The sequence below is a fragment of the Paenibacillus sp. GM2FR genome (assembly GCF_002803325.1).
GTDB classification, from domain to species: domain Bacteria; phylum Bacillota; class Bacilli; order Paenibacillales; family Paenibacillaceae; genus Paenibacillus_AQ; species Paenibacillus_AQ lautus.
In genome coordinates this window covers 4,283,843-4,308,197 of sequence record NZ_MKZM01000008.1, presented here as the reverse complement: position 1 = coordinate 4,308,197, position 24,355 = coordinate 4,283,843, and the positions used below count along the sequence as shown (strand labels likewise).

Sequence of the window (24,355 nt, the reverse complement as noted above, 5' to 3'; positions counted from 1 at the left end):
AACCGATCACGGAAGCTAGAATGAGTACTTGAACTTTACCAAGAAGATGGAGGTTTCGTCCATGTCGGATATTGCAGTGAGACCACAGGAATGGATGGAGAAAATATCAGGCCTGCGGGAACATATCGGGAAGGTGATTGTCGGGCAGCAGGATGTTGTGGAGCAGATGCTCTGGTGTATCTTTGCTGGAGGGCACGCCCTCCTGGAGGGGATTCCGGGCCTCGGTAAAACGATGCTCGTCCGCACGGTGTCGGAAGCGTTGGAATTGTCCTTTTCCCGTATTCAGTTCACGCCGGATTTGATGCCGAGCGATATAACGGGCACCAACATCTTGTCGTTCGGGCAGCATGGAGACACCGGGATGACCTTTCAAAAGGGCCCGCTGTTCAGCAGCATCGTGCTGGCTGATGAGATCAACCGGGCTACGCCCAAAACCCAGAGCGCCTTGCTGGAGGCCATGCAGGAGAAGACCGTCACGGTGGGCGGGGTAACCCATCAGCTGCCCAAACCTTTCTTTGTTCTGGCGACGCAAAACCCATTGGAAAACGAGGGGACGTATCCCTTGCCGGAGGCGCAGCTTGACCGCTTTCTGCTGAAGATCGAAGTATCGTATCCGAGTGCGGATGAACTGAAGGAAATCGTGAAGCGGACGACGTCCTCCCACGAATTCCAGGTGGAACGACAAATGACCGGAGACGAGCTGCTGGAAATCCAGCGCGGAGCCCGGGAAGTGCTGGTTGCCGAGGAGATTTTGGACTATGCGGTTCGCCTGCTCATGATGACGCATCCGCAAGAGGCTGCGGCCCCGGAGGCGGTACGAAAATACGTCCAGTTCGGTTCCGGACCGCGGGGCATTCAGTCCATCATATCCGTGAGTAAGGTCCGTGCATTGTGCAGCGGGCGGATGCATGTATCGACGGGGGATATTCGCGCCGTGGCTTTATCGGCGCTGCGCCACCGTTTGTTCCTGAATTTCGAGGGGCAGGCGCTCGGCATCACGACAGACCATGTCATTCAGGAGGTTCTGCAAGCGCTGGAGGCATCCGCGTGAGCGGGGGCGGGCACCTGCTTCCTCCGGAGTGGCTTCCGCGTCTGGAGCGATTGAGTCTGGAGGCCAAGCGACGGGTTGCCGGAACACTGCAGGGAAAGAGACGATCCCGCCGGCTTGGTTCATCCCTCGAGTTCGCCGATTACCGAGTATATTCTCCCGGGGATGATGTCCGCAGGTTTGACTGGGGCGTCTATTCCCGTACGGGAAAAGCATTCGTGCGTCAATTCATGGACGAGCAGGAGCTGACAGTCAGTCTATTCGTGGATTGCTCGGCATCCATGGGGGCCGAAATGTCATCATCATCTGAATCATCGGCTGCGGATCCGGCGGGAACGAAGGGAAGCCCGAAATGGCTGCTCGCACGTCAACTCGCCGCCAGCATCGGCTACATGGCATTGTCCTCCTACGACAGGCTGCAGGTCGCCTGTTACAGCCGTTCGATTAACGCCCGTCTTCCGATCATGAGAGGAAAGGGCTCGGCCCATCGTCTGTTTTCATTCCTGCAAGGGGCAGAAACGGGAGGTGAGGGCAGCTTGGGTGCCACGCTTGCCGTTCCTGGTGCACTCCCCCGGCAGCCGGGGATGACCTGGGTGTTCTCGGATTTTTGGCTGGAGGGCGGCGAGGAGGAATTGTTCAGAGCACTTTCCCTTTTGTCCGGTACCGGACAGGAAGTGGTGCTGGTGCATGTTTTGTCGAGGGAAGAACTGGAGCCTAAATTGACCGGCGATTTGCGATTGGTCGACAGCGAAACGATGAGCGGCAAGGAAGTGGCATTGACGGGTAAAGTGCTCGATGCTTACAAAGAGGAGCTGGAGCGGTACCGGACGATGCTCTCCCGCGTGTGCGCGGAGCGGGGAATGTCTTACGTGCTCATTCCGGCGGATATGCCGCTTACGGACGCGATGTTCGGGGTACTGGCAGGAGCAGGACTGGTTACTGGATAAGGCGAGATCTCATGCAGGGTCCGGTGTCTGAGCATCTGCCGGATGTTCTCCGCTTTCGAAAGCTTGGCGACAAGGGAACACCGGTAAATACACAAGCTATGAATAGTAGGCTTCACTAGCACCTGTCTGTGATCTCTAGAAACGAACAAGCAGGAAACGCATTAAATCTAGGAAGAGAGGATAGGCCTACATCCGATGCTTGGGGAAAACAGGCAAGTCTCGTTAGTCAGGGTCCACGGGAGTAAGGAGGGGACACGTTGGGGATTCAATCTTGGCTGAGTTTATGGTTCGGTTTAACGCTGCCGGCCATCGTGCTTATGTATATGTTCAAACGAAAATATGTGGATACAACCGTTCCCAGCCACTTGCTGTGGGAGCGGGTGCTTCGGAACCTGGAGGCCAACAGGCCGTGGCAGAAGCTGCAGAACCGGCTTCTGCTGTGGCTCCAGCTGCTTGCTGCTGCGCTGATGGTCTTCGCACTGATGCAGCCCTTTATGCAGGTGTCTGGCGGAGGCAGCGCCCATGTGGTCATCGTTGCCGATACCTCGGGCAGCATGAGCGCGCAGATTCAGCCTTCGGCCGAAGGTGAAGCCGCATCCAGGCTGCAATGGATGCAGGAACGAATTAAGGAATACGTGAAGGACCAAGGGAGACGGAGCGAGATCACCCTCCTGTCCGTGGGAGCAAGTCCCATGACGCTGGTCTCCCATGAAAGCGACCGCGCCGCCATCGATAAGGCCGTGGATGGGTTGCGGCCCTATTACGGCCAGGCATCCTACAGGGAAACCTTATCGCTCGCTTCCGCTCTGACACGGGAAGAACATGATGCAGAAGTCGTTATTTTTACAGATAGCTATTGGAAGCAGGATACGGCTCCCATATCGTTTCAGGTTCCAGTATCCGTGGAGAAGGTACAAGGGGAACACCCTCTTAACGTTTCCATCGACCAATTCGGCATTTCACTCAAGGGTGAAACAGGTTCAGCCTATGCGGCGGTCGCCGTCCTCAGCACGAATGCCAGGGAATCGATGTCGACCGAAGTGAATCTTTACGGAGATGAACAACTGCTGACCAGCAAGGTACTTGAATTGGAGCCGGGGAAGAGATTGACCGAATCCTTTGCCGATCTGCCGTTTGCCGAAGTGTACCGACTTGAATTAACCCGGGATGACGGGTATGCGGCAGACAATCAATCCTTTGCATTCGGTTTGGGTCACGGATCTTCTCGCGTCCTTCTGCTGACTTCGGGCAATTTGTTCCTGGAGAAGGCCCTGCAGCTAAGCGGAGCCGAAGTCACCCGGGTTGCCTTAGATGGCTCCGAAGACAAGAAGGATGAGGATCCAGGCCCGGATCAAAATACGGACAAGGGCAGCGCCGCATCGGATGTACCGCCCGTACCCGATGGCGAATTTGATCTGCTCGTCATAGACGGGAGCATGCCGGAAGGGTTCAAGCAAGGGAAGTGGGCGGAGCTGGCTGCCAAAACGCCGCTCTGGACGATCGGCGGAGAAGGTTCCAAAGTCGGAAGCCAAGGAGGACGCGCCGTGCTTGCCAAGCATCCGGTGACCGCCTACGTAACCTTATCGGGCGTCTATTTCGGCACGCTGGTGGATCAGGCCCCTGTCTGGGGGGAACCTGTAGTCAAGCTGGGGAATCAACCCATCGTCTATGCGGGAAGCGAAAACGGGCGACCGCGATTGTCGTTTAATTTCCTGCTTCAGGAAAGCGATCTTCCGTTGTCGCCGGAATTCCCGGTCATGGTCAGCAATGCACTGGAGTGGATGACCTCAGGCAAGGGAAGCGGTCTAGGCCGATATATGGCCGGCACGCAAGCGGATATCCCGATTGCGGCGGATACGGTAGCGGCCAAATGGGTACCCAAGAGCGGTCTTGCTCTTACTGACGGCCTTCCTGCTGCGGAAGCTCTCCGGAATGAGCAAGGGATATCGCCGGTACAGCTCGTGCCGGAATATCCGGGGCTGTACGCTTTTGAGCAGCAGAATGAAGCTGGCGAGAAGCTTAGCTTTTGGCTTGCTGTAACGGCAGACCCGTACGAGGCGGATTGGAGCAACGATCAAAGCCCGACCGTGAGTCAAACGTCACCGAATTCGGATGATCCGGCGGCTGGTGATCGTGCCGGGATGTCCGGGGACAGCGAAACGGCAAGCCGTGCCGGTTCGTTAATGCCATGGCTGGCTGCCTTGGCACTTGCTGTGATCGCAGCGGAATGGGGGGTGTACCAGCGTGGGCGTTCAATTTAGCCAACCATGGTTGTTGCTGCTGTTGATTCCGGCAGGAGTGTTTCTCTATTACGCATACACATCGGATTTTCGGCTCAGCGGTTTTCGCAAGAAATTGGCCTTATTTTTTAGAACCTGCGTCATTCTGTTATTGATTCTTATGCTTTCGGGTCTGCACGGTTATACCGTCTTGCGGGATAAACAGGTCGTGTACTTGGCGGACCGTTCCGACAGTATGGGGGATTCGGCCCGGATCACGAACTGGATTAACGATTCCCTTGCGGCAAAAGGCGAGAAGGATGGCACGGCTGTAGTTTCTACAGGTCTTGAAGGCGCCGTGGAACGGCGTTTATCCTCTGCCGAGAATGCAGGTGCCTCTTTAAATGCGCTGCTGGAGCAGCAGTTTACGGGGCTGGAGTCCGGTCTTCAGCTCGCGGGAAGCTTGTTCGAGGGGAACAGCGATTCCAGAATCGTGTTGATTTCGGACGGGGAAGAGAATGTAGGCAGCATGGCAGCGGCGGGAAGGCTGCTGAAGGATCGGGGCATTGCGGTTGATGTGCTTCCGACTCCGAAGCACGCGATCCAGGATGTTGCCGTGGAGGAACTGAAGGTACCGGATAAACTGTATCAAGCAGAGTCGTTCTACGTGGAGGTCATGATCCGGAGCACGTTTAAGACCTCCGGTGAATTGCGCATTTACGAGGACAACCGCGAGATCGGCCGGGAAAGAGTGGACGTAACCCCGGGCGAGAACCGGTATGCCGTGAAAGGCCTGGCCAAGAATCCGGGACTTCATCGTTACCGTGCCGAAATCTTCATGGACGGGGATGAAGCATCCGCCAATAATGCAGCGTTCGATTTTACCCGGGTGGAAGGTCCGCCGAACGTACTGATCGTTGAAGGAACCCCGGGAACGTCGGGTAATATCACGGCGGCACTCGAGTCCGGAATGATCGGCACCGAAGTGATTCCGCCGGAGCTGCTTCCGCTGGAAGCGGCCAAGTATGCCGTATACGACAGCATCATCTTTAATAATGTCTCGGGCAGTGACGTCGGCGGCAAACAGATGGAGCTGATCGAGCAGGCGGTCCGCAGCTTCGGCATCGGGTTTATGATGGCGGGGGGCGAGGACAGCTTCGGGATGGGCGGATATTTTAAAACCCCGATTGAAAAAGCGCTGCCGGTCTCGATGGAGCTGGAAGGCAAGCGGGAGATTCCATCGCTTGGTCTCATCCTCGTCATTGACCGTTCGGGGAGCATGGATGGCAACAAGATCGAATTGGCCAAGGAATCGGCCATGCGCACGGTGGAGCTGCTGAGAGCCAAGGATACCGTCGGCGTCGTTGCTTTTGACGATCAGCCGTGGTGGGTCGTTCCGCCGCAGAAGCTCGGGGACAAGGAAGAGGTGCTCAGCAGCATCCAGTCGATTCCGAGCGCAGGAGGAACCAACATCTATCCTGCCGTTTCCTCGGCGCTTGAAGAAATGCTGAAGATTAACGCCCAGCGCAGACATATCATTCTGATGACCGACGGACAATCCGCCATGAATTCCGGGTATCAGGACCTGACCGATACGATGGTGGAGAACAAAATCACGATGTCTTCGGTAGCGGTCGGGATGGATGCCGATACCAGCCTGCTTCAATCCTTGGCGGATGCGGCCAAAGGACGTTATTACTTCGTTGAGGATGAAACGACGCTGCCGGCGGTATTCAGCCGGGAGGCCGTCATGCTGGCCAAATCCTATATCGTGGATAAACCCTTTGTCCCGGCCGTTCAGAATGCGGGCGATTGGGCGAGTCTATTCCAGCAGGGCGTTCCGGGGCTTTATGGTTATGTTGCTGCAACGCCGAAGTCTTCCGCCCAGACGGTATTGTCCAGTCCGGAGCCGGACCCCATCCTGTCGCGCTGGCAATACGGATCCGGGCGAACGGTGGCGTGGACGAGCGATTTAAGCGGAAAGTGGTCCAAGGAATGGGTATCGTGGTCCGGCTTTGCCAACACGTTGACCGAAATCGTGAAGTGGACGTTCCCGCAGTTTACGTCGTCGCCCTATGAAGTGACAACCGAGACGGCCGGCAACCAAGTAAAGCTCCAAGTAATTGCAGAGGGCGAGAATCCGCCGGAGAAGCTGAATGCGGTGATCGGGGACGATGAAGCCGGCGAGCAGACGGTAGAGCTTATCCAGGAGGCTCCCGGCCGTTATACCGGACTGGTCAACGTCACGAAGCCGGGAGCCTTCCTCATGTCTCTAGAGGATGCCAGCGGGGAAGAAGCACTGCAGGCGGCGCCAGGCACCGGTTTTGTCGTGCCGTATTCTCCGGAATACCGGCTGTCCTCCGGCAGCGGCGAGGAAGCCATGAAGCGGCTGGCCGAGGTGACCGGTGGCCGTGTACTATCCTGGGATAACCCGGCCGAAGTGTTCGACCGGCAGGCGACCTCGCGGATGAAACTCCACGATTGGAGTTATCCGCTGCTGGCGGCGGCCCTGCTGCTGTGGGTCGCCGACATCGCCGTGCGGCGCCTGGCTCTGCCATGGGGCGCCATCGGCGCAAGGCTGGCCGCCCTGCTCCGCAGGCGGCCGGCACCTGCCGGCGAGGCCGCGCGTGACGCCGGCCTCGAGCGGCTGGCGGCGCGCAAAGCCCGCTCCGCCCAGTTCTACGGCGGCAGCTCCGCGAAGCCGCCGCAGGCCCCGCCCGCGCGCGAGCGCAGCGGCGCGGCCCATGGTGCCGGGGGCGGAAGCCCTGCCCCGGCACCCGGCGCAGCTCCGGCAGGGGGCCGCAAGGCCCCGCCGGAGGCGCGCGATTCGCAGCGGGCGGATGCCCCGCTGCGGGAAGAGCGGCCGGCCCAGGCGAAGCCGGCCGCAAGCCAGGGCGCGCGCAAGGGAAGCGCGCCCCCGCCGCCTCCCCCGCCGCCGCAGGCGCAGGGGGACGGCCAAGGCCGGCCCGAGGGAACCGGGCCGGCTCCGGAAGGAGGCTCCTCCATGGATCGCCTCCTCAAAGCCAAAAAACGCGGCACGCGCTGATGTGCCGCCTCACGCTTCGGTCCAGCTGTTCAATATACAGCCGGACCGAAGCTTTTTTTAATTGTCGGATGAAGTAACTTTTTCCATGCCGCCGATGTCCGTAAAATCGTTTAACGGATGTCGAATCCGGTTATAACCGGACTATTAAGGGAAATAATGCAAGGGGGATGTCGCTCTCCCTGACGGCTTTTACACAACTTTGACAATTACGTTATGGAAATGAAAGACGTGTGGTGATACAATAAGAGTCAAAATGATATTCTCAACATTCCTAACTGCTCTGATACCATATGGATTGGGGCTGGAGGGGCGTAAGAAGCCTTCATTTTCGAAGCTTACTATGGAAAAGATTTGAGGAGGACGAATCATGACAACTGAACATAACCAAACGATCGACAACCTGTCCATCGCAACGATCCGGACATTGGCGATCGACGCGATCGAAAAAGCAAACTCCGGTCATCCGGGCATGCCGATGGGGTCTGCACCTATGGGCTACCAACTGTTCGCGAAGACGATGAACCATAACCCGGACCAACCGGCGTGGATTAACCGCGACCGTTTTGTCTTGTCTGCAGGCCATGGCTCCATGCTGCTCTACAGTCTGCTTCATCTGAGCGGTTATGACTTGTCCATTGAGGATCTGAAGCAGTTCCGTCAATGGGGAAGCAAAACCCCGGGTCACCCGGAATTCGGCCACACGGCCGGCGTTGATGCAACGACAGGTCCGCTTGGACAAGGCGTGGCCATGGCTGTAGGTATGGCAATGGCTGAAGCTCATTTGGGCGCGACTTACAATAAAGAGAGCTTCAACGTGGTTGACCACTATACGTATGCGATTTGCGGCGACGGTGACATGATGGAGGGCGTGGCTTCCGAGGCAGCTTCCCTGGCAGGTCATTTGAAGCTTGGCAAATTGATCATGTTGTACGATTCCAACGATATCTCTCTTGACGGCGAGCTCAGCCTGGCATTCTCCGAGAACGTAGCGAAGCGCTTTGATGCTTATGGCTGGCAAGTGCTGCGCGTAGAAGACGGTAACGATTTGCCTGCGATCGAGAAAGCGATCGAGGAAGCGAAAGCCGATACGAACCGTCCGACGCTGATCGAAGTGAAGACCGTCATCGGTTACGGCAGCCCGAACAAACAAGGTAAAGGCGGCCATGGCGGTACGCACGGTTCTCCGCTTGGAGCTGATGAAGCGAAGCTGACCAAGGAATTCTATAACTGGGTATATGAAGAGGACTTCCATGTGCCTGATGAAGTGCGCGAGCATTTTGGCAAAGTGAAAGAACGCGGCATCGCAGCCTATCAAGCTTGGGTTGACCAATTTGCGAAATACAAAGAGGCTTACCCGGAACTGGCAGCGCAATTCGAGCGCGGCGAATCCGGTGAACTGGCTTCCGGTTGGGATAAAGACCTTCCGAAATACAGCGCGGATGACAAAGCGGTTTCCACTCGCGTGGCTTCCGGTAAAGCGCTGAACGGTTTGACTGCAGGCGTGCCGCAGCTGCTTGGCGGATCAGCTGACCTGGAAAGCTCCACCATGACTCACCTGAACGACCTGGCCTCTTTCACGGCGGACAGCTATGAAGGCCGCAACGTGTATTATGGTGTTCGTGAATTCGCAATGGCCGGCGCGATGAACGGTATCGCTCTCCATGGCGGACTGAAGATTTTCGGCGGCACGTTCTTCGTATTTACGGATTATCTGCGTCCGGCTGTACGTCTGGCTGCCATCATGAAGCTGCCGGTTACGTATGTGCTGACTCATGACAGCATTGCTGTCGGCGAAGACGGTCCTACGCATGAACCGATTGAACAATTGGCTTCCCTGCGCATCATTCCAGGTCTGACGGTGATCCGTCCTGCGGATGCCAACGAAACTTCCGCGGCATGGGCTTATGCGGTTGAGAACACAGACCGTCCGGTAGCATTGGTGCTGACTCGTCAGAATCTGCCAATCCTTCCAGGCACGGTGGATCATGCACGTGAAGGCATCAAACGCGGTGCTTATGTTGTTGCCGATGCGAAGGATGGCAACGTGCAAGCTCAAATTATTGCAACGGGTTCCGAGGTTCAGCTTGCCGTTAAAGCGCAAGCAGCATTGGCTGAAGAAGGAATCGCCGTACGCGTCATCAGCATGCCGAGCTGGGATCTGTTCGACAGCCAGGATCAGGCATACAAAGATTCCGTGCTGCTTCCTGACGTAAAAGCCCGTCTGGCTATTGAAATGGCTCATCCGTTCGGATGGGAGCGTTATGTCGGAGACAAAGGCGACATCCTGGGCATCAACACATTTGGCGCATCGGCTCCTGGCGACCGCGTCATTGCCGAATACGGATTTACCGTTGAGAACGTGGTTAGCCGCGTAAAAGGCTTGCTGTAATCCAACGGATCTAACTCTATATTGATTTTCCGGCACCCGCATCCTGCGGGTGCCGTCCATATATCAAGCCATAACGATGTTGGAGGAGGAGAGTTTGTCGATGTCACAATTTAAGAATGCTACCGTTACAAAGGCAGCCAACGTTTACTATGAGGGGAAGGTAACCAGCCGTACGGTGCTGCTGGAGAATGGCGAGAAGGTAACGCTCGGTATCATGCTTCCGGGAAGCTATGAATTCGGAACGGATGGCCCTGAGATTATGGAGATTTTGTCGGGCGATTTGCGTGTCCTTCTGCCCGGAGAGCAGGAGTGGTTAGAGATTCAAGGATCCGCTACCTTTAACGTTCCGGGCAATTCAAGCTTTAAACTGGAAATCCGCACCGTTACGGATTATTGCTGCTCTTATCCGACCATGTAATAGATTCAGCGCTGCACATGACTTCGTGTCCGTAAATAAACAACAAAAAGGCTCAGAGCCGTTGGCTCTGAACCCTTACTGTCAATGCCGGATGTCAACGCATGCGGTTAACGGTGGTTGTTATAATGGACTTATTCCTCCGGGATCGTCACGATCTCGCCTTTATATCCGGGAGCCCGGTTGTCAAGCTCTACGTATCCTTTGCTCCATTCCTGATTACGGTCGAGCAGTTTGTAGCTGGTGACGCCGGAAGGATAACGGAATGCGAATTCGGCTACAGTCCAGTTTCTGGCATCAGGCTGCTTACCGATCTCGGCTTGAACCGGGGGCAGGAAGAACAGGTTCTGATTCGCAGCCGCTTTGGCGGAGTAATCCAGCTTGCCTTGCCATTTCAAATATTTGACGCCACCCTGGATCTCGTAATATTCGGCGATGTCGTTATCGACCAGGAAGAAGCGATTGGATTTGCCTTTTGGAAAATAATAATCCACGCCTTGCATTTCCACAGGGAGCATTTCCAGCTCAGGTTTCTGCAGATGGGATGAATAAGGCAGCTTGGCTGCAGCATTCCGGGCGGTGGTCAGATCGGAGCTCTTTAAGTCAGCGAGCATAGTGGCATCTGCCTTATTGATATAAGCTGTTTTTAAAGAGCCATTCCAATAGACGCTGGCATCAAAAGCTTGGGCTACGGCCCTCAGGGGAATCATGGTCTTGCCTTTATGTAGCAGCGGGGCTGCAGGCAGTGCCTTCTTAACTCCGTCCACATCCATGTGGGCGTTTCCGGCCGTGAGAATCACCGTTCGATGGTCGCCCTGAATCGTCACCTGTTTCTTGCTGTTGTCGTACTTCATGACGTAGTTACCCAGAGGCTTGAGATCGGTAAGGGTAACAAAGGTGGTGCCCTGCCTGATCAGCACGTCACCGCTTGCGGTAACATTGTTAATCGAAGCGGTTGGTTTGGCTGCGGCAGAAGCCGGTGAACCGGCTATTGCAGGAGACAGAACAGCGGTTAGTATGACAGCAGCTGCCATTGCTTTTAATCTTTTGGTCCATTTCATGTTGTAATTCCTCCCTTTGCATAGTAGACGGAAGTGAAATGCAAAAAGTTTCTTTCCGAGAGGAAAATGATGGAATGACCAAAAAAATAGCTCCTTCCTCCTAGTCCGGATGAACCGCAAACCAGCAAGAAGGAGCCATTATAAGATATAGCACGGCTTGTTTGTTATTACTGCTGCTGTCCGCCGATTTTTTGGCCGATCCAGGCTTCATAGCATTTCACGACAGCGGAAAGATCCTCTTCGCCATAGCCTTCGCTGGCACCGGCTTGAAACAGGCTCTTGGCCAGATTCAGCATAGGGGAAGGCATTCCGATGCCATCCGTGAGTGAAGAGGCCAGCTTGAGGTCCTTGAGCATGAGCGCAAGCGAGAATTGGTTGCTGAAATCGCCCTCGATAATTTTGCGTCCCTTCAGCTCTGCCGCTTTGCTGCCGGCCGATCCCAGCTGCACAAGCTCCAGGAAGTTGTCAGCGGGAATGCCTGACTTCGCGGCGATGGCGAAGCCTTCGGCTAGCGCCAGATTGTTAATGCCCACAATGGTATTATGCGCAAGCTTCGCAACAGCGCCGCTTCCGTTAGGTCCCATGTGGATGACTTTTTTGCCCAGGGTGTCAAATACGTCCGCATGCGCTTCGATGACGGCGGCATCACCGCCAACCATGAAGACCAAGGTTCCATCAATCGCTGCAGGCTTGCTGCCGGTTACCGGGGCATCCAGGAAGGAAGCGCCGAGACCGGATACGGCGGAAGCCATTTCCTTGACAAGGCTCTCGGAGATCGTGCTGCAGTCAATGACGGTCATCCCGCTCGTCAGGGAGCCAAGCAGACCATTCTCGCCATAGAATACATCGCGGATGGATTGGTCGTTGCTTACCATTGTAATGACAAGATCTTGTCCATCAGCCGCTTCACGAGGCGTCTCCGCAATGGAGGCTCCCTGTTCGGCGAGCGGACGGCACTTTTCGTGGGTGCGGTTATACACGGTCACATCGTAATCCTGCTTCAGCAGATTGGAGGCCATGGGAGCGCCCATGGTGCCCAGTCCGATAAACCCGATTTTTTTCATAGCTATATCACCTTCGATTATGGATTCCTGATCCACTCTATCTTAGCATGGGTTCCTGAAACGAAGCCAGCGTTTGTGAGGAATGGAAGCGGGAAGGAAATCCGCGCATGAAGAATAGATGACAGTTGGCCCGTGAAACTTGCGGTCTTTATTAAATTAAAGTATCCTATTTCTAAATTCACAGGAGGTTTAAGGCATGTCTAAAAAAATCAAGTTTGATTACAGTAAAGCATTGACTTTTGTCAACCAGCACGAAGTTGATTATTTCGCAGAGCCGATCCGCACAGCTCATGAACAGTTACATAACGGTACGGGAGCCGGCTCCGATTATCTGGGTTGGATCGACCTGCCGACGCAGTACGATAAAGAAGAATTCTCGCGCATCCAGAAAGCGGCTGCCAAAATTCAAAGCGATTCGGACGTTCTGATCGTTATCGGAATCGGAGGTTCCTACCTCGGGGCACGCGCTGCCATCGAAATGCTGTCGCATTCGTTCTATAATGAGCTGTCGAAGGACCAGCGCAAGACACCGGAAATCTATTTTGCGGGTAACAACATCAGCTCCACTTATGTGACTCACCTGCTTCAATTGATTGAAGGCAAAGATTTCTCCGTCAACGTCATCTCCAAATCCGGCACAACGACAGAACCGGCTATCGCATTCCGTATTTTCCGTGCGGAACTGGAGAAGAAATACGGCAAGGAAGAAGCTCGCAAGCGCATTTACGCTACAACGGATCAAGAGAAGGGCGCCCTCAAGAAGCTGGCTACCGAGGAAGGCTACGAGTCCTTTATCATCCCTGACGATGTGGGCGGACGTTATTCCGTGCTGACTGCGGTCGGTCTGCTTCCGATTGCTACGGCAGGCATCAACATTGAAGAAATGATGCAGGGCGCGGCGGACGCATCCAAGGAATACAGCAGCCCGAACGTAGCCGAGAACGAGGCTTACCAATATGCGGCGGTTCGTAATGCGCTTTACCGTAAAGGCAAAGGCATCGAGATCCTCGTGAACTACGAGCCTTCCCTGCATTTTGTATCGGAATGGTGGAAGCAGCTATATGGCGAGAGCGAAGGCAAGGATTACAAGGGCATCTATCCGGCTTCCGTCGATTTCTCTACCGATCTGCACTCCATGGGTCAATTCATCCAGGAAGGCAGCCGCAACATCTTCGAAACGGTCATTCAGGTTGAGAACGTATCCGAGCATATTACGATTGAATCGGATCCGGACGATCTGGACGGATTGAACTTCCTGACCGGGAAAACATTGGATTTTGTCAACAAAAAGGCCTTCCAAGGCACCATGCTGGCTCATACAGACGGACAAGTTCCGAATTTGATTGTGACAATTCCAGATTTCACTCCCTATTCGTTCGGATATCTGGTATACTTTTTCGAAAAGGCCTGCGGTATCAGCGGCTATCTGTTGGGTGTCAACCCGTTTGACCAACCGGGCGTAGAGGCGTACAAGAAAAATATGTTCGCATTGCTCGGCAAACCTGGGTATGAGAAAGAGAAGGCCGAATTGGAAGCTAGACTTTCCGAATAACCTGACACTTTCATTGGATTAGACGTAAGACGCTGAAGGAAGCAGTCCGCTGGCATATCGTTGCCGTGGACTGCTTTCTTGGCAATATAGAGGTGGTTGTAGTTTCATGCTGGATCGTTACAAAACGGTACGTCAGGCGGGCTCCAAAGAGATTGTCATCAAGAAATCGCGTTTCATCGGGCATGTGATGCCGGTTGAAACGGAAGAGGAAGCCGTCGCTTTTATTGAAGAGATCAAGAAAAAACATTGGAATGCTACGCATAATTGTTCCGCTTATATGATCGGCGAGCGGGATGAGATTCAGAAGCAATCGGATGACGGGGAACCGAGCGGAACGGCGGGTAAGCCGATTCTCGAGGTGATCCGCAATCAGGGGCGGAAGAATGTAGCCATTGTGGTCACGCGTTATTTTGGCGGCATTATGCTGGGTGCGGGCGGATTGATCCGGGCGTACACCGACGGAGCCGTGGCTGCAATTGAGTCAGGCGAACCGATTACAAGGGTTCTGCATCGGGAGATTTTCGTGGAGCTGGATTATACCTGGCTGGGTAAGGTGGAGAACGAGCTTCGTAACCGGGGCGTTCGAATGGGAGAGACAAACTTTGCCGACACGGTAACCTTGACCTGCTTGCCGCTCGATGGTGATGCGGAGAGCTTTATGACTTGGATGGTGGATTTGACACAGGGGCAGTCCTTGATCACGGAGGGAGAGCGGCTTTATTTTATTGAAGGGGAATAAAATAATATGGCAAGAAGAGCTGTAGAACGCGAGTTGTCGAGAGAGCGGATACTGGAAGCAGCCAGGCATTTGTTCATAACCAAAGGATACAGGGCCATATCGATGCGAAGCATCGGGCAGCATCTGGGTTATAGCCACGGCTCCTTGTATTATCATTTTAAGGAAAAGGCGGAGCTTTTCTACGCCATTGTCATGAAGGACTTTAATGATCTAAATGATTTGCTGTTGGATGTCTCGGGAAAGCCTCCCTGTGACGGGGTATCGAAGCTGGAGCAGCTGATGCTGGAATTCGTTCGTTTCGGTCTGGATAATCCTTACCAGTACGAAATCATGTTCATGATTCGGGACGAAGAGCTGCTGTCCTACTGTCGCTCTGAGCAGGGACGCTGTTTTGAAATGTTTGCTATGCTGGTCCGTCAGTATTTGCTTGAGGAGAATTACAGTGAGGAAGAACGGCGAACCGTTCCGCTGACTTTGTTTTTGTCGCTGCATGGATTTATATCGTATTATATTCAGGACAGAATTGGTTTTGATGAGATTAAACCAGCCGCTCTTACCCATATCAAAGTGTTATGCCGGAGTCTGTACAGCAGGGTCTGATCTTTAAATGCTGCCAAGACGTGCAGTTTGATACTTCAATCCGTTACAACGACCTAGCGTTGAAACGTCAATCACCTAATGAATAAAACACAGACAGGTCCACACGCCCCCTAGCATGTGCCTGTCTGCTTTTTGTGTTGTTATACATACGCTGGCGTCAACATACATCTTATTTAAGGGATCATCCTTCCATGATCTTCACATGATATTGGCGCTGCCATGGACCGTCGAATTCGCAGAAATAAATGCCCTGCCAACGTCCGAGAAGCAGGTGCCCGTTCTGAATGATAACGGTCTGGGAAGGGCCGCAGGTGATCGATTTGAGGTGGGAAGCGGTGTTGCCCTCCGCATGGCGATACTTGGGATGATTCCAAGGATAGACCTCATCGAGCGACATCAGGACGTCCCGCTTCACATCGGGATCCGCGTTCTCATTGATGGCAATCCCCGCCGTCGTATGCGGACAATAGATCAGGACCGTTCCTTGCTGGACCCCGCTTTGTTTTACGTAGGAGTGGATCTCCCTTGTAATATCCCTCATCTCATCACGACCTTGCGTATCCAATTCACCGGTATACAGCATGTACCATACCTCCTCATTTTTTAAGAGATAAGAAAGTATAAACATCCGAAGCTTAGCATCCTTATCTCGCAAGAAAAACTTCCGCTAAATGCGGTCTGTCTACTGAGAAAGTACGTCGACAGACGTTTTTCTTCCCATTTCTATTATTTTACCCGATAAAGTGCAAAAGATGGATTGACGATGGGATTCCGCTTTTGGTAAAGTATGTGTAAAGAAAACCAAGTATACAAATAGGAAATATAAAGATGGTTTGGGAAAGTGTCGACCGGAATGCCATCCGGAGGCGGGAGGGATACGATATGACAACATGGATTCGTCATAAAGGTTGGACTTGGGGGTTTCGAAGTACCGTACTGCTTTATTTTCTTGCCTTGATCGTACTGCCGATCTTTGGGGTATATGTGCAATCATTCTCTGCAGGATGGAGTCATTTTACGGAGAGCATTATGGATCCGATAGCATGGAAAGCTGTGCTGCTTACCATCAAGCTGGGCGTCATCTCTACTTTCATCAACGTGCTTGTCGGAACGATGATTGCATGGGTGCTTATACGCTATAAGTTTCCGGGAAGGACGCTGCTGAACAGTCTGGTCGACCTGCCCTTTGCGCTGCCGACAGCCGTAGGCGGTCTGATGATATTGCTGCTGCTAGGACCCGGGAGCTTTCTCGGTGGTTTGGCAGAGAAATTGGGTTTTGAAATTGTGTTCCACCAGCCCGCGATTGTGATAGCGATGATGTTTGTCACGTTTCCGTTTGTTATCCGGGCGGTTCAGCCGCTGCTGGAGGAGCTTGACCCGCTGGAGGAAGAAGCGGCCTATACGATGGGGGCTTCCAGGACGAGAACCTTTTTTAAGGTTATCCTGCCGTCGATGCTGCCGGGGATTATCAGCGGAGGGATGCTGGCATTCTCAAGGGCATTGGCCGAATTCGGTGCCGTTGTCTTGGTGGCCGGCAACATTCCGGGAAGAACGCTGATTGCATCGGTTTTTATTTTTGGTGAGGTCGAGAGCGATAATCCTGCTGGAGCAGCTGCGGTGTCGATTCTGCTCCTTACCCTCTCTTTCATCATCCTCTGGGTGATCAATGCCGTTCAGCAGAGGGGGAGACGAGTTTGAGACGTCTGTGGATCGGACTTACGTACGCCGTATTTATCATTCTGCTAATCATTCCCCTGTCCCGAATTGCGATCGGCGCGTTTGATAAAGGGCTGAGCGGGTTTGCCGAAGGTCTGTTCAGGCCGGAAGCCTTGCATGCCCTGATGATGACGGGTCTTATTGTGGTATTCGTTACGTTCTTTAATGCGTTATTTGGCATCATGATGGCGTTGTACCTGGTACGGGCGAATTGGCTCAGCCGAAAGATCAAAGGCATCCTGAACAGCATTGTCGATCTGCCCTACGCTGTATCGCCGGTTATCGGCGGTTTGATGATTGTCCTGCTGCTCGGACCTGACAGCATCATTGGCGGTTTTTTTGAAGGGATCGGGTTTAAGGTGGTATATGCTTTCCCGGGCATGGTGATCGCGACACTCTTCGTCACGTTTCCACTCATGGTTCGCGAAGTCATGCCTGTCCTGCAGGAAATTGGAAATGATCAGGAACAAGCGGCAGCGACGCTAGGGGCATACGAATGGACAACGTTCCGGAAAGTAACGTGGCCTTCCATCCGGTGGGCTGTCGTATATGGCCTGGTGCTCACGGTAGCCCGTTCATTGGGCGAGTTTGGTGCCGTGCTGGTGGTGTCCGGTAATATCATGAACAAAACTCAGACGGCGACGACGCTGGTATATCAGGATGTGGAGAATTTTAACGTGGCTGCGGCGAATGGCGTCGCATTGGTATTGGCTGCCTTCTCGGTAGGACTTTTGCTGCTGATGGAATGGGCCAAAAAAAGAAAGGATGTGCATTGATATGCATGTGGAAGTTCGCGATCTGAACAAGCATTTCGGTACGTTTCATGCCGTCAAAGATGTCAGCTTTGAGATTGAGAAGGGACATCTGATCGGACTTCTGGGGCCCAGCGGAGGCGGTAAAACGTCCATCCTGCGCATGCTGGCCGGGCTTGAGAATCCGGACTCCGGACAAATCTCCTTTCATGGCCAAGTCGTCAATGATCTACCGCCGCAAGAGCGCGGGATCGGCTTTGTGTTCCAGAACTATGCCTTGTTTAAACATATGACCGTGTTCGATAACATCGCTTTCGGTTTGAAGGTGAAGAAGACTCCCAAAGCCATCATCAAGGACCGGGTGATGGAATTGGTGGAGCTGACCGGTTTAAAAGGCTTCGAGAGCCGCTATCCGCACCAGTTATCGGGCGGACAGCGTCAGCGTGTAGCCTTTGCCAGAGCGCTGGCGCCCGAACCGCAGCTGCTCTTATTGGATGAACCGTTCGCCGCCATCGATGCAAAGATCCGTCAGGAGCTGCGCTCCTGGCTTCGCGAGCTGATCGAGCGGGTCGGCATTACATCGATTTTTGTTACGCATGACCAGGATGAGGCGATTGAAGTCGCCGACGAAATTATGATTATTAATCAGGGGCGCGTTGAGCAGAAGGGGACGCCTTGGGATATTTACAAGGAGCCGAAGACGCCGTTTGTCGCTTCATTCATAGGGGAATCTACCGTGATTTCGAGCGCGGCCGAGCTGAAGGGATTTGAGGCAGCGGCTAACAAGAATGCGACGCGTGCGCTGATTCGCCCGGAATATATCGAGATTGGAAACAAGCATGATTTCAGCGTGCTGTCTGCAACGGAGACGGGGATCGTTCGTCATCTGCATTTCCGCGGCAGCGAATGGCTGGTGGAGGTGGAGGTTAAGGGACATAAGCTGATCACCTACCGTTCACTGGAGAAGGAAACGCTGTATCCGGGTCAAGAGGTCCGCGTCCTCGTTCACCGGGCTTATCTCTTTAATGAGGAGCACAGCTGGATCGAGGAGAATCGACTGAAGGTCGACCCGATGCCAATTATGATCTGATGGGTCAAAATATCCGAAGGGAAGTGGATTCATTCATGCGGATCTTGAATATGAAACGTACCTCATTCCTGCTGGTTGGCATGGCGCTTCTCTTCAGTTTTTTCATGGCAGGATGCGTCAGTGATCAGCCGGATAGCGAGGAAGTGACATCCCCAGCCGGAGAGAGAACGATCGTTCTGGGCGCGTATAGCGTGGCCAGAGACGCCCTGTCCGAGATCATCCCTGCTTTTCAAGCGAAGTGGAAGGAACAGACGGGAGAAACCATTCGGTTTCAGGAGTCCTACGAGGCTTCCGGAACACAAGCTCGTGCCATCACGGGCGGATTCGAGGCCGACGTCACGCTGCTTGCTATGGAAGGGGATGTCGACAAGCTGGTCAGGGAAGGGCTTGTGGACCCCGAATGGAAATCTCAGCCGTATAACGGCATGGTGACACGTTCGATTGTCGTTCTCGGCACGCGCGAGGGAAATCCGAAGGGGATACGGGATTTCGACGATCTGACCCGATCGGACGTTAAGGTGCTGTATCCGAATCCGAAGACCTCGGGCGGTGCGCAGTGGGACATTAACGCGATCTACGGCGCGGGGCTGAAACAATCGGAAGAGAACGGAAAGCGTGATCCTGCCGAAGCGAAAGCTTTCCTTGAAGCGGTTCACCGCAATGTGGAATCGCTCGATAAAAGCGGGCGGGCTTCGATGGCGGCCTTTGAATACGGGGTCGGAGATGTAATCGTAACGTATGAGAATGAGCTGCTTGCCCGGATTGCCCAAGGCGTCCAGTATGATATCGTTGTGCCGCAGCATACGATGCTGATCGAGAATCCTGCTGCAGTCGTCAAGCGTTTCGCTGAAAAACATGGCACGCAGGATGTATCGGCGGCTTTTGTGGAGTACTTGCGCACGCCGGAGGCGCAGAGCATATTCGTGAAATATGGGTTCCGTCCGGTTGAAGAATCGGTGTATGAACAGACGAAGGATCAGTTTTCCAACCCGCCGGGGCTATTCGATATCGAGTATCTGGGCGGATGGGATCACGTGCGCGAGACGCTGTATTCCAAGCGCGGAGTCTGGTATCAGGTGCTCGCCGGGCTATGACGCTCGATCGCAGACGGAGCGATTGGATGGACACATGAGGGTGACTCATGAGGGATAGTCGTGTGCTGAGTTCCGTTTCGTAAATGGCCCGTCGATCAAAAAAAGAGAAAGCGAGCCGTCCAGGATCTCCTGGGCCGGCTCGCTTATTTGTGTAGAGAACATTAGCAATCGTTTGAATGACGCCTCGTGTGCTGCAAGGATGCCACGTATACGGATTGTGCAGTAACAATTTTGCTTTATACTTGGGCTTTCCGAGCTTCCCATTCTTCGCGCAGAATGCCCATGCGAATGGAATCGTAGTAGACGCCCGCGTAATATCTGCACTTCCGCATGCGGCCTTCGAGTTGCATGCCGACCTTCTCCGCGCAGCGCATCATTCTCGGATTGCCGGACCAGGTGGTGATGCCGACACGGGCAATGGTGAGATTTTGAAACAGGCATTCAATCCACAGCGACAGCGCTTCGGTGCCGTACCCGCCGCTCCAATGGCTCGGATCGTATATCAGGATTCCGGCTTCCAGCCAGCGTGAGGCTTCATGCTCCCAATAGAACGTGACGATGCCAATCGTCTTTCCCTCCGCTTCGATGAGCAGGTCATTCGGAAATTGATCGGTTTCGAAGTCGGCGTTCCACTGCGTTTCAAATATTTCGTAGGAAATCGGCTTGAGCGGGAAATAAGGAGCGTCGTATTTTTTCCATTCCGGATTCTTGGTGCCATAGATCAGATTATATAAAACCGGGGTATCCTCGGGTTTCCTGGATCTTAGCGTAACTTTGCTGCCTTCAAGGCGGATTTTTTGCATATGTAGAAATTCCCTTCGCTCTGTATTCTGTATAGGCTGAAGTACGGTGCTGATTCTCTACATTGTAACGGTGATGAAGTTGATTGCCAACTGAATTTGGATAAATGCTCCTTTATATGAAACATTAGGTGACGTCATTCCGTCAATAGTAGATAGACAAAGAATCTGACATTGAAGGGGGACAAGGTTATGCGGAAAATAAAGATACTCACAGGCCTATGTTTGCTTATTGGGCTTACCGCTTGCGCTCCGGGCAGCGAGATCCAATCAGGGGAACCGCAAGACATTGTGCATAAGCAGCCCAAAGTGAAGGAATTGTCGGCTCAGGAACGCAAAGAGGTGTTGACCAAGATTGATACCGGCATGGTGGAAGCGCAGAATGATTTTGGCTTACGATTGCATCAAGCGTTATCGAATAACCCGGAGTACTCGAACGGTAATCTGATTATTTCTCCGTACAGCATTACGCAAGCTTTGGCACTGGCCTATAACGGGACAGCGGGCGATACGGCCGCCGAGATGTCCGACGTACTTGGATGGAAGGGCATGAGTGTGGCCCATATCAACGATGGGAACCGCCAGCTGCGATCATTGCTGGAGAACGGGGGAGGCGTCGTGCTGAATGTGGCCAATTCCGTGTGGCACCGGCCAGGTCTTAAGCTGAAGGAGTCCTATATGGAAGCCGTAAAGGACAGTTATGGCGCGGAGGTCAGGGAGACGGACCTTAAGCAGGAGGAAGCGATGAATGAGATTAACCAGTGGGTGAATGACAAGACCAGCGGCATGATCCCTTCGATATATAATGAGCCGCCAGGGGGTGTTGCGGTCCTGATCAATGCCATTTATTTCAATGGAGGATGGACGGATGAATTTGATCCGGCGAATACCGTGGATGAAGAATTCACGCTATCTGACGGCACCACTCAAAAAGTCCCGATGATGAAGCGGGAAGGACGATACAGCTATAAAGAAGGGGAGTCCTGGCAGGCCATTCGCATTCCATATGGAGACGGCCGGATGCATATGCTGGTCATCCTGCCGAAGGAATCCTCATCGATGGATAAGCTGCATCGGCAGCTGTGGAAGGATGCGTCCGTCTGGAAAGGCGATTACTCGTACGAGACGGTTCAGCTCGGTCTGCCCAAGTTCAAGGCGGAGCAGAGCTTCGAGCTTCCGGATGCCCTTAAGAGCCTTGGCATGGTCAAAGCGTTTGATACCGCCGAGGCTGATTTTAGCGAAATGGCCGAACAAGGGGATGGATTTTGGATCGATCATGTCACACACCGGACAATTGTCGATGTCAGCGAAAAAGGGACAGAGGCTGCAGCTGTGACAGCGGTGGGAATAACGGAAAGCGCCGAGCCTACCGAGCCGATCGCCATGAATATCAACCGCCCTTTTTTCTTTGCCATTGAAGATCGGGACACGGGTGCATGGTTATTTATGGGGTCTGTTTTGAAACCGTAGCATATACTATACCAACATGCGCCTGCCATAATTTTCACCCAAAAATAGGCAACTTTGTTATAATGGTCGAATAAGACTAAAATGTATAACAAAGGGAGAATAGGATGTGCCTATGACCATACCGAAGCCGAATTTATTCATAGGTTCTTCCAGAGAGGCCATCAAGTATGCAAGGGCGATCCACGAACAGCTCAAACGATCCGCTCAAGTGACACCTTGGTACGGCGGAACGTTCGGGGCGAACATGTATACGATGGAAGCTTTGGAGAAACAGCTGGCGTCCAGTGATTTTGGTGTGTTCGTCTTTTCTCCGGATGATGTCGCACTCATTCGAGGCAAGCATGTATTTGTTACCCGCGACAACACGTTGTTCGAGATGGGGCTGTATTGGGGAAGGCTCGGGCGGCGAAGGGTGTACTGCATCATCCCGGATCAAGTGGAGGCAGACAGCAGCTCCGTTCAAGACGTTATTGTTAAGGATTACCATCTACTCTCCGACCTGCAGGGCTTAACGCTGCTCGAATACGAACTGCGAAGCGATGACGATTACAAATCAGCGGTCGATGTCGCTTGCGGGCATATTCTGAGTGCGATCGAAACCGAAGGGTTCTACAACAACCCGAGCACCGTGATTGAGCAGAAGGATGCAGAGCTGAGGCGCAAGCAAAGTGTGCTGCATTTTTTCTGGGAATATAATCGAAATGTGCATGTGACGGATGAATCGGAAAAATATCATGCACTGAGTGAAGCTGTCCGAAACTCCTTGCTCCCGCCGGCTGCAGGGGATTTCAGGGTGACCGGCGCCGCCTTCTGGGGCCGAAGAGATGAAGGCATTGCCCAAATTGGGGGTAATGTAGGTAGAGGACGGTATTTCCCGTTCGATGGGAATAAGGAACATTCGCCAAGTAACCAGTCGATTTATGTGATGGATGTCTATAATAGTGGAAAATGGGCATTTTATCACGAAGAGGAAGTTGCACAGGTGTATGTGTTCTGCTATCCTTTAGGTGTAAATCATGTATTGTCCGTGCATTTTACGGGACATGAGATTCTTACGGATGAAGATCTCGCGGAGGTTGTAGAACAGAATCGTGAGCTGCTTCGTACCATCAGGCATTTAGTTGGAGGGGATTCGTCGTGAGCAGGAATGAGAAGAAGAGAACGTCAGGTCATCCGCAGGGGTCCGCCAATGGCAGCAGCTGGGTGGTTCGGGGACCCGTACCGATGATGAGTACGCTGAAATCCCGGAAGCGCTCGGTTAGACGCCCAAGCAAGAATAGTGTATATGTTGGTCCTTCCGTAGAAGGTGTAGATAAGAAATACGTCAAGGTCATCAGCGGAGCCGTTGACGATAATAAGCCCTCGTTTGCTTAATGAATTGCTATCATAGCCATATCTATCGTATGACAGAAATGACGAAAGACCGTTCGGGATGAGCCGGGCGGTCTTTGTTTTTTCTTTGTGCGCTTATACAATATAGGGACAAGGTTTGCATAACCAAGAACGAATCTATAAACACAAGTGGGGGATGCCATGTGAGCGGGGATACATTAACTTTTTTGGGAACGGGAGATGCCATGGGCGTTCCAAGGGTATATTGCGATTGCGAGGTATGCACGGAAGCCCGGAATACGGGAATCAATCGGCGTTTGCGCTCTTCCGTGATGGTGGAGTGCGGCGAAACGTCCTTCATGATCGATTGCGGCCCGGATTGGCGCTCGATGATGGAAGGGCTGGGAAAGCGGAAGATGAGCGATATGCTGGTTACGCACGCCCATTTTGATCATATCGGCGGCCTTCCGGAATGGAGCGATGCTTGCAGATGGCAGAGGGAAAAAGGTCGGTTATACGCCCCTGCCGAGGTGCTGGAGCAGATTGTACGCCAGTACCCATGGCTTCCACGCCAGATGGAGATGACGGCTGTGGACGATGGGATGACGCTTGGCGGCTGGGAGATTTCCTGCTGGAAGGTAAACCATGGCCAGAACGGGTATTCCTACGCATACCGGTTCCAGAAGGACGGGTACACATGGGTATACAACTCGGATTCGATTAATCTAAGCCTTGAGGAAAAGGAGCCGCTGAAAGGTGTGGATCTCCTGGTGCTGGGGACCAGCTTTGTTCATGAAACCGCCAAATTCGAGACGCGCTCCGTCTATGACATGAAGGAAGCGGCAGAGCTGCTCTCCGAGGTGAAGCCTCGCCAAACGGTGTATACCCATATGTCTCATGACGTCGATGTTCGGAAGGAGCTGCCTCTTCCGGAGGGAGTCCGTGTGGCGAGGACGGGGATGACCGTAAAGCTGAGTAAATGAAAAAAATAGTGAGTTTGTGTGACTAGGAGTGCAAAAAT

21 protein-coding genes are annotated in these 24,355 nt (G+C 53.4%); 17 read left to right on the top strand and 4 right to left on the bottom strand.

Annotation, left to right across the window (positions count from 1 at the left end):
- Positions 1–61: 61 nt before the first annotated feature.
- The 6 genes from PAEVO_RS19520 (at position 62) to ppnP (ending at position 10,067) form a co-directional block, all read left to right on the top strand.
- Positions 62–1,051 (top strand): AAA family ATPase, encoded by a 990-nt coding sequence (locus PAEVO_RS19520; protein WP_100539037.1) that lies wholly within the window; start codon positions 62–64, stop codon positions 1,049–1,051.
- Positions 1,048–1,995: a DUF58 domain-containing protein gene (locus PAEVO_RS19515; RefSeq protein ID WP_100539036.1), complete on the top strand. Its 948-nt coding sequence runs from the start codon at positions 1,048–1,050 to the stop codon at positions 1,993–1,995. The genes PAEVO_RS19520 and PAEVO_RS19515 overlap by 4 nt, the downstream gene beginning before the upstream one ends.
- 257 nt (positions 1,996–2,252) lie before the next feature.
- The gene (locus PAEVO_RS19510; RefSeq protein WP_100539035.1) at positions 2,253–4,256 is read left to right on the top strand and encodes a vWA domain-containing protein; all 2,004 of its coding nucleotides are present in this window, start codon (positions 2,253–2,255) and stop codon (positions 4,254–4,256) included.
- Positions 4,240–7,260 (top strand): VWA domain-containing protein, encoded by a 3,021-nt coding sequence (locus PAEVO_RS19505; protein WP_100539034.1) that lies wholly within the window; start codon positions 4,240–4,242, stop codon positions 7,258–7,260. Before PAEVO_RS19510 ends, PAEVO_RS19505 begins: the two co-directional genes overlap by 17 nt.
- A 367-nt stretch (positions 7,261–7,627) precedes the next feature.
- Positions 7,628–9,649, top strand: coding sequence for a transketolase (gene tkt, locus PAEVO_RS19500; protein WP_100539033.1), 2,022 nt, complete (start codon positions 7,628–7,630; stop codon positions 9,647–9,649).
- 100 nt (positions 9,650–9,749) lie between these two features.
- Complete coding sequence (ppnP, locus tag PAEVO_RS19495) at positions 9,750–10,067, top strand: pyrimidine/purine nucleoside phosphorylase (RefSeq protein WP_006212330.1); 318 nt, start codon at positions 9,750–9,752, stop codon at positions 10,065–10,067.
- Between the two features lie 131 nt (positions 10,068–10,198).
- Here the strand turns inward: ppnP and PAEVO_RS19490 are convergent, their stop codons facing one another.
- The gene (locus PAEVO_RS19490) at positions 10,199–11,125 is read right to left on the bottom strand and encodes a copper amine oxidase N-terminal domain-containing protein (protein WP_100539032.1); all 927 of its coding nucleotides are present in this window, start codon (positions 11,123–11,125) and stop codon (positions 10,199–10,201) included.
- Between the two features lie 167 nt (positions 11,126–11,292).
- A complete protein-coding gene (locus tag PAEVO_RS19485; protein ID WP_100539031.1) occupies positions 11,293–12,189 on the bottom strand; it encodes an NAD(P)-dependent oxidoreductase in 897 nt (298 codons plus the stop codon).
- Between the two features lie 196 nt (positions 12,190–12,385).
- Between PAEVO_RS19485 and PAEVO_RS19480 the strand changes: the two genes are divergently transcribed.
- From PAEVO_RS19480 to PAEVO_RS19470, 3 genes are all read left to right on the top strand, one after another.
- Positions 12,386–13,741: a glucose-6-phosphate isomerase gene (locus PAEVO_RS19480; protein WP_006212326.1), complete on the top strand. Its 1,356-nt coding sequence runs from the start codon at positions 12,386–12,388 to the stop codon at positions 13,739–13,741.
- A 106-nt stretch (positions 13,742–13,847) separates the two neighbouring features.
- On the top strand, positions 13,848–14,480 hold the full coding sequence (locus tag PAEVO_RS19475; protein ID WP_100539030.1) for a YigZ family protein: 633 nt from the start codon (positions 13,848–13,850) through the stop codon (positions 14,478–14,480).
- A 6-nt stretch (positions 14,481–14,486) separates the two neighbouring features.
- Entirely contained in the window at positions 14,487–15,080 is a 594-nt protein-coding gene (locus tag PAEVO_RS19470) for a TetR/AcrR family transcriptional regulator (RefSeq protein ID WP_100539029.1), read from the top strand.
- A gap of 181 nt (positions 15,081–15,261) precedes the next feature.
- On the opposite strand, the gene PAEVO_RS19465 is transcribed toward PAEVO_RS19470, so the two are convergent.
- The gene (locus PAEVO_RS19465) at positions 15,262–15,663 is read right to left on the bottom strand and encodes a secondary thiamine-phosphate synthase enzyme YjbQ (RefSeq protein ID WP_100539028.1); all 402 of its coding nucleotides are present in this window, start codon (positions 15,661–15,663) and stop codon (positions 15,262–15,264) included.
- Positions 15,664–15,962: 299 nt separating this feature from the next.
- Between PAEVO_RS19465 and cysT the strand changes: the two genes are divergently transcribed.
- The 4 genes from cysT to PAEVO_RS19445 are packed head-to-tail and all read left to right on the top strand — an operon-like array spanning position 15,963 to position 19,732.
- Entirely contained in the window at positions 15,963–16,778 is an 816-nt protein-coding gene (gene cysT, locus PAEVO_RS19460; RefSeq protein WP_100539027.1) for a sulfate ABC transporter permease subunit CysT, read from the top strand.
- Complete coding sequence (locus PAEVO_RS19455) at positions 16,775–17,572, top strand: sulfate ABC transporter permease subunit (RefSeq protein ID WP_071222618.1); 798 nt, start codon at positions 16,775–16,777, stop codon at positions 17,570–17,572. Before cysT ends, PAEVO_RS19455 begins: the two co-directional genes overlap by 4 nt.
- A gap of 1 nt (position 17,573) precedes the next feature.
- A complete protein-coding gene (locus tag PAEVO_RS19450) occupies positions 17,574–18,638 on the top strand; it encodes a sulfate/molybdate ABC transporter ATP-binding protein (RefSeq protein ID WP_100539026.1) in 1,065 nt (354 codons plus the stop codon).
- Positions 18,639–18,673: 35 nt separating this feature from the next.
- A complete protein-coding gene (locus tag PAEVO_RS19445) occupies positions 18,674–19,732 on the top strand; it encodes a sulfate ABC transporter substrate-binding protein (protein ID WP_100539025.1) in 1,059 nt (352 codons plus the stop codon).
- A 236-nt stretch (positions 19,733–19,968) separates the two neighbouring features.
- On the opposite strand, the gene PAEVO_RS19440 is transcribed toward PAEVO_RS19445, so the two are convergent.
- Positions 19,969–20,535 (bottom strand): GNAT family N-acetyltransferase, encoded by a 567-nt coding sequence (locus tag PAEVO_RS19440; protein WP_100539024.1) that lies wholly within the window; start codon positions 20,533–20,535, stop codon positions 19,969–19,971.
- 189 nt (positions 20,536–20,724) lie between these two features.
- Between PAEVO_RS19440 and PAEVO_RS19435 the strand changes: the two genes are divergently transcribed.
- The 4 genes from PAEVO_RS19435 (at position 20,725) to PAEVO_RS19420 (ending at position 24,317) form a co-directional block, all read left to right on the top strand.
- Entirely contained in the window at positions 20,725–22,002 is a 1,278-nt protein-coding gene (locus PAEVO_RS19435) for a serpin family protein (RefSeq protein ID WP_100539023.1), read from the top strand.
- 112 nt (positions 22,003–22,114) lie between these two features.
- On the top strand, positions 22,115–23,143 hold the full coding sequence (locus PAEVO_RS19430) for a TIR domain-containing protein (RefSeq protein WP_100539022.1): 1,029 nt from the start codon (positions 22,115–22,117) through the stop codon (positions 23,141–23,143).
- The gene (locus PAEVO_RS19425; protein ID WP_071222624.1) at positions 23,140–23,376 is read left to right on the top strand and encodes a hypothetical protein; all 237 of its coding nucleotides are present in this window, start codon (positions 23,140–23,142) and stop codon (positions 23,374–23,376) included. The genes PAEVO_RS19430 and PAEVO_RS19425 overlap by 4 nt, the downstream gene beginning before the upstream one ends.
- A gap of 161 nt (positions 23,377–23,537) precedes the next feature.
- Positions 23,538–24,317: an MBL fold metallo-hydrolase gene (locus PAEVO_RS19420; RefSeq protein WP_100539021.1), complete on the top strand. Its 780-nt coding sequence runs from the start codon at positions 23,538–23,540 to the stop codon at positions 24,315–24,317.
- The last annotated feature ends 38 nt before the right edge of the window (positions 24,318–24,355 follow it).